The sequence below is a fragment of the Alteribacillus sp. JSM 102045 genome (assembly GCF_041949975.1).
Lineage (GTDB): Bacteria > Bacillota > Bacilli > Bacillales > Marinococcaceae > Alteribacillus.
The window spans coordinates 1-14,304 of record NZ_JBHFQG010000040.1; the positions used below are offsets into that span (position 1 = coordinate 1).

The 14,304-nt window shown below is 37.0% G+C and carries 10 protein-coding genes and 2 pseudogenes; 7 read left to right on the forward strand and 5 right to left on the reverse strand.

Features of this window, described 5'->3' with window-relative positions:
- Positions 1-267: 267 nt before the first annotated feature.
- Positions 268-410 (forward strand): annotated as a pseudogene (locus ACE1TI_RS18590) (ATP-binding protein); the annotation flags it as partial.
- Here ACE1TI_RS18590 and ACE1TI_RS18595 read toward each other — a convergent pair.
- Positions 353-835, reverse strand: coding sequence for a response regulator transcription factor (locus ACE1TI_RS18595; RefSeq protein WP_375009040.1), 483 nt, complete (start codon positions 833-835; stop codon positions 353-355). The pseudogene ACE1TI_RS18590 and the gene ACE1TI_RS18595 sit on opposite strands and share 58 nt — an antisense overlap.
- A 1,035-nt stretch (positions 836-1,870) precedes the next feature.
- Between ACE1TI_RS18595 and ACE1TI_RS18600 the strand changes: the two genes are divergently transcribed.
- From ACE1TI_RS18600 to ACE1TI_RS18620, 5 genes and pseudogenes are all read left to right on the forward strand, one after another.
- The gene (locus ACE1TI_RS18600) at positions 1,871-2,266 is read left to right on the forward strand and encodes an NAD-dependent epimerase/dehydratase family protein (RefSeq protein ID WP_375009041.1); all 396 of its coding nucleotides are present in this window, start codon (positions 1,871-1,873) and stop codon (positions 2,264-2,266) included.
- Positions 2,263-2,988, forward strand: coding sequence for a Rossmann-fold NAD(P)-binding domain-containing protein (locus ACE1TI_RS18605; RefSeq protein ID WP_375009055.1), 726 nt, complete (start codon positions 2,263-2,265; stop codon positions 2,986-2,988). Before ACE1TI_RS18600 ends, ACE1TI_RS18605 begins: the two co-directional genes overlap by 4 nt.
- 82 nt (positions 2,989-3,070) lie before the next feature.
- Positions 3,071-4,696 (forward strand): class I adenylate-forming enzyme family protein, encoded by a 1,626-nt coding sequence (locus tag ACE1TI_RS18610; protein ID WP_375009042.1) that lies wholly within the window; start codon positions 3,071-3,073, stop codon positions 4,694-4,696.
- 283 nt (positions 4,697-4,979) lie between these two features.
- Positions 4,980-6,011 carry a phosphotriesterase family protein gene (locus tag ACE1TI_RS18615; RefSeq protein ID WP_375009043.1) on the forward strand — a complete coding sequence of 344 codons (1,032 nt, stop codon included), beginning with the start codon at positions 4,980-4,982 and terminating at the stop codon, positions 6,009-6,011.
- A 570-nt stretch (positions 6,012-6,581) separates the two neighbouring features.
- Positions 6,582-8,090: pseudogene (locus ACE1TI_RS18620) on the forward strand (IS1182 family transposase); the annotation flags it as partial.
- Positions 8,091-8,343: 253 nt separating this feature from the next.
- Here the strand turns inward: ACE1TI_RS18620 and ACE1TI_RS18625 are convergent.
- From ACE1TI_RS18625 to ACE1TI_RS18635, 3 genes are all read right to left on the reverse strand, one after another.
- A complete protein-coding gene (locus ACE1TI_RS18625) occupies positions 8,344-10,614 on the reverse strand; it encodes a N,N-dimethylformamidase beta subunit family domain-containing protein (RefSeq protein ID WP_375009044.1) in 2,271 nt (756 codons plus the stop codon).
- Positions 10,614-10,997 (reverse strand): N,N-dimethylformamidase alpha subunit family protein, encoded by a 384-nt coding sequence (locus tag ACE1TI_RS18630; RefSeq protein ID WP_375009045.1) that lies wholly within the window; start codon positions 10,995-10,997, stop codon positions 10,614-10,616. Before ACE1TI_RS18630 ends, ACE1TI_RS18625 begins: the two co-directional genes overlap by 1 nt.
- Positions 10,998-11,255: 258 nt before the next feature.
- Positions 11,256-13,217 carry a sigma-54-dependent Fis family transcriptional regulator gene (locus tag ACE1TI_RS18635; RefSeq protein WP_375009046.1) on the reverse strand — a complete coding sequence of 654 codons (1,962 nt, stop codon included), beginning with the start codon at positions 13,215-13,217 and terminating at the stop codon, positions 11,256-11,258.
- A 354-nt stretch (positions 13,218-13,571) separates the two neighbouring features.
- On the opposite strand from ACE1TI_RS18635, the gene ACE1TI_RS18640 reads away from it, so the two are divergent.
- Positions 13,572-13,769 (forward strand): transposase, encoded by a 198-nt coding sequence (locus ACE1TI_RS18640; protein ID WP_375009047.1) that lies wholly within the window; start codon positions 13,572-13,574, stop codon positions 13,767-13,769.
- A gap of 267 nt (positions 13,770-14,036) precedes the next feature.
- Here ACE1TI_RS18640 and ACE1TI_RS18645 read toward each other — a convergent pair whose 3' ends face one another.
- A complete protein-coding gene (locus tag ACE1TI_RS18645; RefSeq protein ID WP_375009048.1) occupies positions 14,037-14,270 on the reverse strand; it encodes a hypothetical protein in 234 nt (77 codons plus the stop codon).
- Between the last annotated feature and the right edge of the window lie 34 nt (positions 14,271-14,304).

The window sequence follows — 14,304 nt, forward strand, 5'->3', positions numbered from 1 at the left end:
TTTTTCAAATTGATCATCGCTCCCAGTCTCCCCATTAGAAATTCATTTATTTCTACAGGGGTTAATTATATACTACTGGGGGATTTTTCAATGACTCCAGTGGTCCAGTTTTAGATTACTACATACACGTATCAAGGTCTTTCCATTTTAAGGTGCATAATTCACCTGATCGCAATCCAGTATAAGCAAGAAAGATGGGATAATCTTAATCTAGTCCCAACTCTTTGATTATATGTTCTTTACGACTGTACCATTAATTAATCAACTAAGGAACATCGATCTGAAAGAACACTTCGAACATTTGAATAAAAAATTCGAGAAGTATGATTTAGTGATTAATTGATGAACTAGGCTATATATCATTTGATAAAGAAGGTGCAGAATTATTATTTACCCATATATCATTAAAGTGAACTTTGCGATCATCCGTTTTCCTCATAGACTCATCTAATTTACTAATCAAGCCGGTACGGTTCTTGACATTCAGCTTACTAAAAATATTTTGAATGTGCCGTTTTACAGTATTAATACTGATAAATGACTGTTGGGCAATTTCCGAGTTTGTACAACCTTTTCGAATAAGCTGGCAAATTTCCATTTCTCTTGGTGTTAAGAAGGAGAGTTTATGATCAATTGTGGGTGTGGAGGTACAGACGCTTGACTCTGGTATAAGATGGACAATATAAACGTCTTCCTTTTGGTACTTTGATTTTGCATCGAATTGAATGGTATGTTTTTGAAATGAAGGGGAGACAACGGATTTTGCAAATCCTAATTGAAAATTGTGTTGGTTATTCACGTACTTTTTCATAAACATGTCAAAAGTCATTGTCATTGGTCAAAAGCTCGGCAATAATATTTCTAGCGGAATTATTAAAATATAGCGGACGGAAGGATCTATCGATAATAATAAGACCAAGAGAAGATTTATCTGCATGTGCTTCCAAAACTTTTTTTGATCTTCAATATTTTCTAAGGTTCTTTCGGTATAAATTTTCTGTGAAATAAAAGATGATATGGATTCAAATCGCTTTACGTCTTTCTTGTCAAAAGGACGATCACCTTCTAACCGCAATAATCCCAGTGTACCCACCAATTTGTTTTGAATATGTAAAGTTGACTACCATTTCATCATGATATTGATACTTTTTTATAAAGCCTGTATAGAATTCGCTCTTTTCAAATTTAGTAAAGGAAGGAATCTAGATCGCTAATGCAAAAGATCTTTTGTTCCGATATCTTATTCAAGTGCTTTTTGGGATGGAGAAAGTCTAGTTCATCATAATTGGCTAAATAATCATACCCAAAAATTTTTGATAGGAAATATTGTATCTGCTGGCGGAAATGTTCGGTCGGATGTGCCAAGTGTTCTAAAAATTCCAAGATTCCGCGATAGTCTTTTTTAGATAACTGGTAATCTTTCATAATGGTACCACCACAAAATAACCATAATATTAAAAATATTTTAACATTTATCTTGACTAATTAATCTGATATCGTTCACAATAATAATAATAGTTTCAGAATAAATGAAAGTCTTCCAGGACTAAAATGGAATTCACCTTTTTATGAATCCGGGGGGGCAAGAATAGATTTTTTATAATATTCAGAGTTTATAGTTGTAGTCTTGGAAGACTGGTTAAAAACGAGCAAACTTTCCCGTTACATGAACGATATATCGGTACACTTTGCTGAAAACCGAAAAAGCCAACGGGTTTTGGTGTTGATTGCTTTGGTGCTTTCATCGATATCACCCTGACATCTATGATGTTCTCCACAGACAGTTTTCGACACTGGAAGCTTAAGACCTGGTTCTACTGACTTTTTCACCGGTCTTCTAGAAAATCTTGAAAACGAGGTGGTTAGAAAAATGAAACAGAAAAAGGTGTTAATCGTTGGAGCGACAGGGCTTGTAGGCTATGCAGCTATGAAGCATTTTACGACTCAGAAAGACTGCAGCGTGATTGCTGTTTCTCGAAGGCGACCGGCCGAGACCTTTGGTGCTAAATTTATATCCGTTGACTTAACCAATGAGAAGCAGTGTCTTGAGGTTTTTGGAAACATGACGGATATTACGCACGTCGTTTATACCGCTTTATATGAAAAGCCTGATCTAATTGAGGGTTGGTTGGATGAGGAGCAGATCTTAATTAATAAACTAATGCTTCGAAACTTGTTTGAACCGTTGGAGCGTGCCGCAAAGGAGCTTAAACAGTTACATTACTGCAGGGTGCTAAAGCTTATGGAGTACACGTTAAACAGATAAAGAACCCAGCTCGGGAGGACAGGTCGGAGATGCGAGAGCAACCCAATTTCTATTGGGAACAAGAGGATTACATCAAGGAGAAGCAAAAGGGAAAGGATTGGAATTGGACCATTTTTCGTCCCTCGATCATTATCGGTGAGTCTATTGGTAGTCCCATGAATATCATACCAGTGATTGGTGTCTATGCTGCCCTACTAAAGGAAGAAGGTAAACCACTCTATTATCCAGGCGGAGTAGAAACGTTTGTCCCAGCTACAGATGCAGATCTTCTGGCTCGGGCAATCGCTTGGGCTGGAGAGTCTAATAAGGCACAAGGCGAAGCGTTTAACATTACGAACGGCGATATATTTGTCTGGTCGAGTATTTGGCCAACTATTGCTGAAACCTTAGGTATGGAGCCTGGGGAGAATGTTCCTCTATCTTTGAAAGAAGAGATACCAAAACGAGAGGCTGATTGGAAACGTATTCGTAAGAAGTATAATCTTGTGGCACCAGGACTTACGGATTTTGTTGGTTATTCCTTAGAATATACAGATTGGTTCCTCTTCTACGGGGCAACGGAAATGCCCTATCCCTTTTTCTTATCAGATATTAAATTAAGACAGGCTGGATTTCACGAATGTATTGATACAGAAGTAATGTTTCAAAAATGGATTCGATTGTTTCAGGAGAAACGATTGCTTCCAGAGCCTAAGAGGAAGATTGGTTATACTGCAAAATAACATATTATTCCATACCCACGGGTGGTAATCTTCGAAAGGGGCATCGATTGGATATAGTTTACTTCAATGGTGGTGTTTATAAATGACAATGTTTTGGCGTGATGTTGACCCTTTTGTCTCTGAAGAAGTAATTAACGGTGTAAAGATGAAGACATACCGTGAGCGACCAAAAACGTTAAGTGAAACACTTGAAAGCAGTGTTGAACGTTTTCCAGATAAGGTCGCTCTCGTTCACGGTGATGAAAGACTTACATACCGTGAATTGAAAACCCAAGTTAATAATATGGCATATCAATTGCGTAATCGTTATGGTATTGAAAAAGGAGATTGCATTGCCCTTTTGTTAATGAACGGAACTCCATTCGTTGTATCTGTTTATGCTGCAATGCAAATTGGAGCGGTCGCTGTTCCATTAAACACAAAGTTAAAAACAGAAGAGCTTGAATTTATGCTACAAGATTCTGGCGCAAAAGTTTTGATTACTAATATGGAGTGGTGGAAAAATATAAAACCTATTAAAGATAAAATTCTTGCAGAATACATTTTTATAACAAGCGACCAAGTTCCGAATGGAACGATTCCTTATCATTTTTTAGTTGAAGACAGAGCGATTAAGGTAATTCGAGAATCTGTCGATGAGAGTGATAATGCTTTCATCATGTACACGTCTGGAACAACCGGAAGACCAAAAGGGGCATTGATAACACATCGGAATATGATTCATACATGCCTTAACTATACTTATTGCTACCGGTTGTCGAGCGATGATTCGACAATCATTGCAGTTCCAGTTTTCCATATTACTGGTTTGGCTGCGCAACTCACGACATTTATTTTTCTAGGCGGGAAAATTGTTCTTATGCCGATGTTTAAGCCAAAACAATTTTTACAACTACTCGAACAGGAAAAAATCACCCATGTCATTGCTTCACCAACCGTTTACGTGATGACACTGATGGAACCTGATCATGGTACTTATGATGTATCCAACTTACGAGTTGGTGCATTTGGTGGTGCGCCAATGCCTGCTGAAACTTTGAAGGCGCTTAAAAACTGGATTCCTTCTATTGAACTACACAACACGTACGGATTAACAGAAACGACTTCACCTGCAATGTTGATGCCTGACGAGCATCAGATGAGAAAAATTAGTTCAGTCGGTGTCTTATCGCCTGTAACCGAAGCGAAAATCGTTGACCCGGAATCAAGGGAAAAACTTAAACCGGGGAAAGTTGGTGAATTGATTTTTAAAGGCCCTATGGTAATTGAAGAATATTGGAATAACGAAGAGGCAACAAAGAAAACCATTCAGGATGGGTGGTTGTCAACAGGAGATCTTGCCATGATTGATGAAGAAGGCTTTGTCACAATAATGGATCGTATTAAGGATATGATTAACCGTGGCGGCGAAAAAATTTTTTCCGTCGAAGTCGAGGATGTCCTCTACTCAAATACGAAAATTATGGAAACTGCCGTTGTCGGTGTCTCTGATTTGACATATGGGGAAGTAGTAAAAGCGTGTGTAGTTCCAAGATCAGGCGAAATATTGACTGAGGAAGAGGTAAAAGAATGGGTTGCTAGTAGACTGGCAAAATTTAAAGTCCCAACATACGTTGAATTTCTAGACATTCTTCCCCGCAATCCAAATGGCAAAGTGATAAAAACTGAGTTACGTTATACTCCTGAAACAATAAACAAACAAAAATAAAGGAGAATACCCGGCCTCCACCTCTTGAAAGGCAGAACGAAGGAATGTAAGGGCCGATGACGGACCCTGTGAGACATGGGAGGGTCAACCGGAGGGTGGATGTGGAGTTCCTATGCGCAATCATAAGTTGGAAATGAGGGGTTTGCCTCTTCTCCAACCGTCCCCTTTCATTTAATAACTGATATTCCTTCAAAAACAAGGGTTTGCTCTCCATCTTAAATCGTGAGAACAAGCGAATATACGTGAGAAAGAAAAACTTAATTTATTAGGGAGGAATATTGAAATGACAAAAATGGTGAATACCGTATTAGGTTCAGTTGCTGTCGATCAGCTTGGCAAAACATTAATGCATGAACACTTCTTTTTTGGGTACCCGGGATTTACAGGAAATTCACTATATGTGAATGACCGTGAAGACATTATAAAAACGGGAATGGAAGTTGCAGCAAGAGTTAAAGCATATGGTGTGCAAACTGTCGTTGATGCAACACCGAATGATTGCGGAAGGGATCCTGAGCTTTTGAAAGAGATTGCAGAACGCTCAGAATTAAATATTATTTGTTCAACAGGTTATTACTATGAAGGTGAAGGTGCACCAGCTTATTTAAAATTCAAACAGGCACTCGGGCAAGCAGAAGAAGAGATTTTAGAAATTTTTATGAAAGAAATTACAGAAGGCATCGGGAACACTGGGATCAAGCCGGGTGTTATTAAACTGGCATCAAGTAAGGATCAAATTACGCCATATGAGGAAATGTTCTTTAAAGCGGCTGCTAAAGTACAAAAAGAAACGGATATTTCAATTATTACCCACACACAAGAAGGTACGATGGGACCTGAACAAGCTGAATTGCTTGTGTCAGAAGGCGCAGATCCAAGCAAAATTTTAATTGGCCATATGGACGGAAATACAGATATAAAATATCACAAACGTACATTAGATACAGGTGTATTTGTAGGTTTTGATCGTTTTGGTATACAAGGTTTTGTAGGTGCTCCAATGGATTCTGACCGGGTTGCTGTTTTAACCGGTTTGTTAAGAAGTGGTTATACGAATCAATTAATGATATCACATGACAAAGTAAACGTATGGCTTGGAAAAGCACCTGAATGGCCCGAGGAACTACAAAATCTAACAAAAGATTGGCATACCACCCATATATTTGAAAATATCATTCCAGCTTTAAAGAAAGGTGGTGTAACTGACGACCAAATCAATACGATATTGGTTAACAACCCAAGAAGAATTTTTGGAGGTAAGGTTGAAAAAAGCGAGGGTTCTAAGGTTGACTCCATAGTCAAGACACAATTTTAAGTTTTTAAGGTAGGGGAATATACATTCCCCTAGACATAAATAGGGGGCACTGGACCAAAAAAAGAAAATTGTACGCTTAGGCGATCGACGGCACCCAAAAAACCCGGCATTCTGTACGCTAAGGAGCCGGGTTTTTCATGCTCGGGGCACCTCATTGGGGTTTGTCCGAGATACGGGACTCAAATAATCCCTAGGACAAACCATGATAAAATAGAATCGGTGATAACCATGTTGAATGACCGAGAGTATCACCGGTATCGATTGGTAAAAATGACCATTTTCCTGGATTTGCTGGAAAAGGTACTGGAGAAGGATTCTTGTACACATGGTATATCGGAGGGCCAAAACAAAAAGAAATCGCACGACAGTGCGCCATAGTAGTATTATAGATTCAAAGAGATAGAAGACTGGGGCTGGGACAAAACCCAGTAATTAAAAAGAGTGGTACCCGCCAATACGTTGGTGAGTACCACTCTTTTTTTAAATAAAATTCTAAAATGAAGTACGCAAAAAGGATACCTTCTGATAAAGTTAAAGTACCCACACCAAAACAGTATCGGAGGTATCCTTATGTTTAAACATTATACCATGAATCAAGTCATTTTGCCGTTAGATTTAGAAAGAAAACTTCAAGAAAATGATATAGCTTATGCCCTCAACGATGTAGTAGAAACGATTCCAGATGAAGCATTCTCCGTTTTTTTGCGGGAAACAGGCTCTCCCTCTTATCATCCGCGAATGATGATGAAGGTGATTTTATGTGCTTATACGTAATCTGTTTTCTCTGGAAGAAAGATCGAAGGGTTATTGAAAGATAGTGTCCGAATGATGTGGTTAGCTCAAGGATATGATCCAAGTTATCGTACCATCAATCGTTTCAGTGTCCATCCACAGGTCAAAGAGCTTCTGCGTCAGTGCTTTGTCCAATTTCGTTGTCAGCTTGTACAGGAAAAATTGATTGAGGAAGAAGCGATTTTTATTGATGGTACCAAGATTGAAGCGAATGCCAATAAGTTTACGTTTGTTTGGCGCAAATCCGTGGAGAAATATAGCGCTCAGTTGGTGGAGAGATCCAACCAAATGTACGATGAATTACTGGAAAAGGAAATCATTCCAGACATCGAGCGAGAAAGTTCGGATGAACTTTCAATAGAAGAACTCACAAAAGTAGCGGAAAAGCTGGACGATGAAGTTGAAGACTACGACAAAAAAATTGAAGCGAGTCAGGACGGAGGCGAAAGGAAACAACTTCGCTCGGAGCGTAAAGAGCCAAAACAATACCGCAAGCAATTCAAGGATTTTGTGGCACGCAAACAAAAATACCAAAATGACATGAAAATCTTCGGAGCACGAAACAGTTATTCGAAAATCGATCATGACGCCACATTTATGCGAATGAAAGATGACTATATGAGAAATGGTCAACTCAAAGCCAGTTATAATGTACAAATTGCGACAGAAGGACAATATGCATTGGCTTATGATGTTTTCCCCAATCCAACGGATACACGAACGTTCATCCCTTTTCTAAATAAGATTGAGAAAGGTTTTTTTCAGCTACCAAAGTATATTGTCGCTGACGCCGGTTGTGGCAGTGAACAAAATTACGAAGATATTCTAAACCATCGAAAACGCACGCCACTCATCACGTACAACTTGTATCGTAAAGAGAAGAAAAAGAAATATAAGAAAGATCCTTTTAACATGGCCAACTGGGACTATGATCAAGAAGACGATTTATTTACCTGTCCAACTGGGAAAACATTGACCTTTCTCTATATGTCAAACCGAACGGATAAAGCAGGATTTCAACGAACATTTAAGGTCTATGAATGTGAAGACTGTTCCGGTTGTCCATTACGGTCCCAATGTACGAAGGCAAAGGAAGGAAAGAATCGGAAGGTTTATTACAACGAAAAATGGGAAAACCAAAAAGCATATATGAGAGAAAAGCTTTCGGAAACGAAAACGGGTGAAATCTATGGTAAGCGTAAGATAGATGTAGAGCCAGTCTTCGGATTTTTGAAGGCTAATTTGCGTTTTACTCGAATGTCGGTGAGAGGCAAAGAAAAAGTAGAAAAGTAAGCGTCAAATAATCCCCACCTTTTAAATGAGATGGGGATTTCGTATGCTTTAAGTATTCTGATTTGGCACGTGACAGATCTCGGGAAGCTCCGGTGACCATGGAAGGATCAGATCAAGGTTAGACTCTTTTGTCAGGTCCATGTTGGGAAGATAATCAAAAAAGATTCCGATTATTAAAAAACGATAATCGGAATCTTTTTTTACTATTTCGGGCTAGTTATGTCCCAGCCCCGATTTCTATACTTATTTACCATGGTAATTTATCATCTGATTCAAACTTACGTAAGACGTTTTCTGTTAATCGGGATATATTATTATCATAATTGTTATATGATAAACTACCACAATATGAAATGGAACTAGTTGAGAAAACAGCTCCTCCATTTGGAGTTGGATAATAAACTATATCTGCTCTAACTTTTGGATTCTCTTCTCCACCCATACCAGGTACGTTAAAATGGAGTTCTTCAACAACTTGCATATAAACATTTGTGTGATTTTCAGATGATGCCAAAATAACAGCATGTTCAGGAGTACCTAATTCAGTATCATAAATATCTAGTTCAAGTCCTGCTGCTCCACCACCAACTAATCCGAAATCACCAATTTTCTCGTCTTTATCAATACCTTCAAAAATCCATGATACTCGTGGATCAAAACTTGCATCAGTTCGTACATAATAAGACGATACATCGAAACCTTCAGCGATAAATCCTGTGCCTACCAATTTTTGCGGGGCTCTTCCACGTAATCGCCATAAACTACCTTGTTCACCTGTAAAGCTTAAGTTCAGTTCGCCAGCTCGAGTTTTCCAAGCATTTGATCCGAAGTTTTTTCTCACTTCAATAATATTGGGATTATTAGGATGAAATTCTGTTACCCAATAAAATCCATTAGCACCCATATACATGAACCGTCCACCTAAATTTTGAAATGCCTCAATACTATCAAGCATAGCTCCCGAACAATACTCAGGATGTGAACCAGTAATCGCCACGTTGTAGTATTTCAACAATTCTAAACCTTCTGAATGGATATCGTAGTCTGTAATTACATCAAACTCAAATCCTTTTTCCGTCATCCAGTCAATTAAATGTAAATCAGCATTAAACTGCCATAGTGATGGTGATAAGTTATGTCGATACTTCGGCCGCATATTTAATATTGGACGTAAACTTGATGAATGACAGACTCCTGTTCCATCAGTATGATGATCATAAGTCGACAAACCGTACTCGTTATGTTCTCCTAAATAAGCATCTTCTGGTTGAACAACTGGTGAACGCCCAAACATTAACTGGGCCAAAGGTATATCTTGAAAACGATTATTCGCATAAGCTAAATAACTTGCAGTTGGTGCAATGAAAACTATTTTCGCGTTAGGTTTTCCTGTCTTTGGGCGAACGAAAAAAGTAATATAATCTTCATCGTCTCCTGCTTTAACATGAGCGGCATAAACTCCACTCTTTAAATCGTCTGGAATCTTCATTTCGAAATCAACTTCCCACTGAGCATCTGATAAGTCATCATCATGAAAATGAATAGCGCCATATTGTTCTGGTCGATGGATAAAATTTTGTTCCGTTGAATCCCAATTATAACCAGTCATTGCACGTGTGGGAAGATTAACTGTTTGTCCATGTAATTGATTAATTGATTTATCATAAACAAATTCAGGGTTTTCAAAACCCTTCTTCGTAATTCCTTCAGCAAAATCCCAAGCTGCCACCAAATCCGTTCCTTGTGGGTTTTCAACCCAAAGTGCCATTTCCTCAAATTTCAAAGCGCTCTTAGCCATACGTGGACGGTCAATCTTACCATTGTACTTATGAGTTACAATATGTCGACGGCCATTATTTGATTCATAACTACTTGCCATTAAAAATGGTGCACCGTTTTTTGAATTCGGTTTTATTGAAATGTTTTTATCAACAACTGAATTTAATTTATCAATATTATAAGGTAACGAAAAATTTCCATTAGCTTTACTGACCATCGATTGTTGAAACACTGTTACTTTTCCGGTTTCTGCGTTAAATGAGCCACCAACAAAATACCATGCCCCTTTCAATAATGGTACATTTGTACTCACTTTCTCTACAGTTCCGTCCTTATTTCCAATCCATACTGAAATCGCACCTTTTTCATCAATAAATAACCCATAACCTGAATGATGTTCATTAGACCACTTTGACAAAATTGCTTGTTCACCTTTATCTGGTGTCGTCGGATAAATCATCGCCTGTAATGAAAAGCTCTCTATTTGATTAAATATTTTATCATCTTCAAATTGAATGTAAGAACCAGTGTGAATTTCTTGTTTTCTTCCCGTATACTTTCCATTTACAGATGATTCTACTTTGTTAACCTTAAAGCCTGGACCATTAGGGTCTGTATCACCATGTACGAGATGGACAATTTGCGTAAAGTAATGATCATGGCCATTACAATTCACCATAAATTTTACTTTACTCCCTTGGATAACACTAAGTTTGTCAGTATATCCTGTTATTGCCATTATATATCATCCCCCTGGCCAAGTTTTTCTTCATCCCATAAACCATATTTTTTTAAACGCTTAATAAACAAACCATGCTCTGCCTCTTCTCTTGAATCAAAACATTCGTCATCAAAAACTTTATAAGGCACTCCTCGTTTTCCTGGATGCTCACCTAAACACCATTTTTTATGTGGCTCCGTACATATGACCAAATATTTTCCCTTAATATCTTCATGATGGCGACGCAAATAATTTAAAACTATTTTTAAATCATTACTATGTTTTCCGATAGGATTGTCCCTATGTTCTTGAATTAACTCTTTCGTTATTAATGGCTTAATACGATGTTCCAAAATCCTTTTGTCAGTTTGTAAATACACTTCTCTTTGATGGTTATTCATTTCCATTACCTCCTAGTGAAGATAAAATAATAGGAACGTACAATTAACTTTGATAAACCATCTATCCTCCTTTTTCAATACAAATATCATTGTAAGCTCTGCTAAAACGCTTGTTGCAGCGTTCTATTTTATTTAAATGCAAGTTTTATGCCAGTTAATTGTAAGCCTCTGCAAAAGGAGTTTTAAGACTTTTCTTTTAATTATTAATGTTTAAATGGAACAAAAATTTGTCTCATTGCCTCATATTACCAAAACATTTCAAGAATTTTTTTCATTTTTTAAAATAGATTGTTTTGATAATTCATATTTTTTTAACTTTCGATAGAGTGTTGCACGTGAGATACCTAACTTTGTAGCTGCATGTGACATATGACCATTCACTTTTTTGATTGATTCAATAATTTCATCTTTTTCTGTAGTTGTTACATAAGAAACAGTAAGTAAATCCTCTGGTAAATGTTGTGGGAGAACAACATCATCATCTAATTTAAATAAAGCTTGTTGTAGTATATTTTTAAGTTCTCTTAAATTACCTGGCCACTTATATTTTAATAATAATAGTGACGCTTCTTCTGATAATTTAACATTCACCTTGTTGAATTGAGGTGCTAATTCACTTATAAAACGACGAGCTAACTGTAAAATATCATTTCCCCTTTTATGTAATGGAGGTAATGAAATACGTATCCCTTGAATTCGATAATATAAATCTTTTCGAAAGTTTCCACGTTCGACTTCTTCTTGTAAGTTTTTATGAGTTGCTGTTAAAACCCTTATGTCTAAAGCAATTGGCTTTTGTCCACCGATGCGAGTAACAGCTTTTTCTTCTAATACACGCAGTAATTGGACTTGAACACGTAAAGGCATATCGCCAACTTCATCTAAAAATATCGTTCCACCTTGTGCCTGTTCAAATTTCCCTTTACTTCCTTTGGCATGTGCGCCAGTAAAAGCACCTGCTTCATAACCAAATAATTCACTTTCTATCAAGTTTTCTGGTATAGCCCCACAGTTAACCGCGACAAATGATCCTTCACTTCGATGGCTTCCATTATGAATCGCTTGTGCAAAAACTTCTTTACCAGTTCCCGTTTCACCTGAAATAAACAGCGTAGCATCAATATTAGCAGCTTTTTTTGCCAATGAAATTTGTTCCTTTAACACAGGGGAGTTTCCTATAATATCATTAAACGTATTAGTTGATGAAACTGAACGTTGCAAGACTCTATCATTGATTCGCCGATCATTTTTTTTCAAATATATAAGTACTCCTGAAATATCCATGTCAACAAAAATTGGCATCATTTTACATAAATAATGTGAATGGTCCTTTAATAATGTAACTTCACTTTCAACTAACTGCTCTTTTCTTTCAATAATTAAATCGATAAGTGTATTAATTTTTTTTACGTTTAATAGGTTATCAATGTTTTCATTTTCTAAAAGAGAATGCATTAAATGATTCTTTTTAACGATATTTTTTTTAGAATCTACAATTAAAATAGCATCATCTATTGTTTTAAGTGTTGCACTTAGATAAGGATTACGATTTACATCACATTCATATATTTGATTAATAATTTTGTTTGAAATTAATTTTGTTTTTAAAATTGCTAGTTCAAGTGTCTGCCTACTAACATTTTTAAATTTTCCGGCAATATCGAATACACCGATCAATTCATTTGTTAACGGATTGTAGATAGGAGCGGCTGTGCTTGACCAATCATGCCAACCTTTCGAGAAATGTTCAGAGTATAAAACTTGAATCGGTTTTTTACTATTGAGAACAATGCCAACCGCATTCGTTCCAGCCACTGGCTCATTCCACATTGAACCTGGAACTAGCCCAATACCTTCACTCTTGCTTAATATTTCTCCATCACCAAAAGTATTAAGAATAATACCATTTCTATCCGCCAAAGTAATGACAGTATCTGTTCCATACAATGATTCGGCAAGCGCTTTCATGTTGGGTTCAGCTACTGATAATAAAAATTTATTTTCATCTCTTATACTTTTTAAGTGATTGTAACTTAATACCTTATCTACTTTACTTTGGTAAGGATTAACCGAATGACTTTTAGAACGTTTCCATGATTTTAAAACTTCAGATCGGACAATATTCGTATTTATTGTCCCTTTAGTAATATAATCAGACCACGCATTTAAAACTTGCTCTGAAGCTTGATTGTTGCTTTGATAGAAAAAGCTATTGTTCATTTCCCACCCTCCTTATAAATGATAATTTTCCGAATAATCATAATATTAAAGTAGAAAAGGACAATTACGATGCAATATTAGGAGACTTAGTTTGATATGTCAAGTGAGGTTCGATTCAAGTAGTATCAGTTTATTCTTTGGGGACTCAGGCTCTTTTGCTTCCAGTATTCTGATTCTATCGATACTATTTGTATACATCCTGTAATAATAAAGTTCGAGTTTACTTCTAATTAAAAAAGGAGGACTACATAAAAAACCTCTAAAGCCCCTTATCGATTTTGGACAAACGAAAGGTAACTTAGTTACACTAGAATCAAAGGGGTTGATGGAATATGAAACGACACGTTTATTCCAATGACTTTAAAATTTCAAGTGGTAAAAGAAGCACTCGAAACTGGCAATAAAGCCTTAGTAGCGAGGCGGTATGAACTATCAAAAAATCTGATTTACCGGTGGACGAAAGAGTATGAACAAGGGCATTTCGGCCAAACATCCGTGGACCAGGTTGACTATGTGAATCCTCAAAAGATGGAACAGGAGAATACGGAATGAAAGAAACTACTTGGCGAAAAGGATTTAGAAATTGCTGTTCTGCGTGATTTCATAAAAAAGAAGAACCCTCACTTGCTGAAAAAATAGACGTCGCTCAAGTCTGGATTGCCAAAGGGTACAAGGTATCGGTCATCTGCCGCATTCTTAGTATTCCACACGATCGACGTATTATTATCAAACGAAATGGGCGATCGTATCTCAAGACAAAAGAAGAGGAAAAAGTTTGATCATCCTAGAAAAAGAGAGTATCTGTCCAAATTCAGGGGGTTAATCTGATACTAAATAGATAGGTATTATTATGATTTGCATTGACACATTAACGCCGGCAATTAAATATATACAATTTTTCACAATGAAAGTGATCATTTTCTTCGTTTTTGAGACAAGTTGTATGATCATAAATGCCATCCTGCTCCGCACACCATTTGGGACACTTAAGCTGCTTGCTTTAAACTCTGCGATGCGCTTCTCCCATATCTTTATGTGTTCCGATCGATCCAACGCAAAACCTCCTCTTTAGATCTTAAGGAGATTA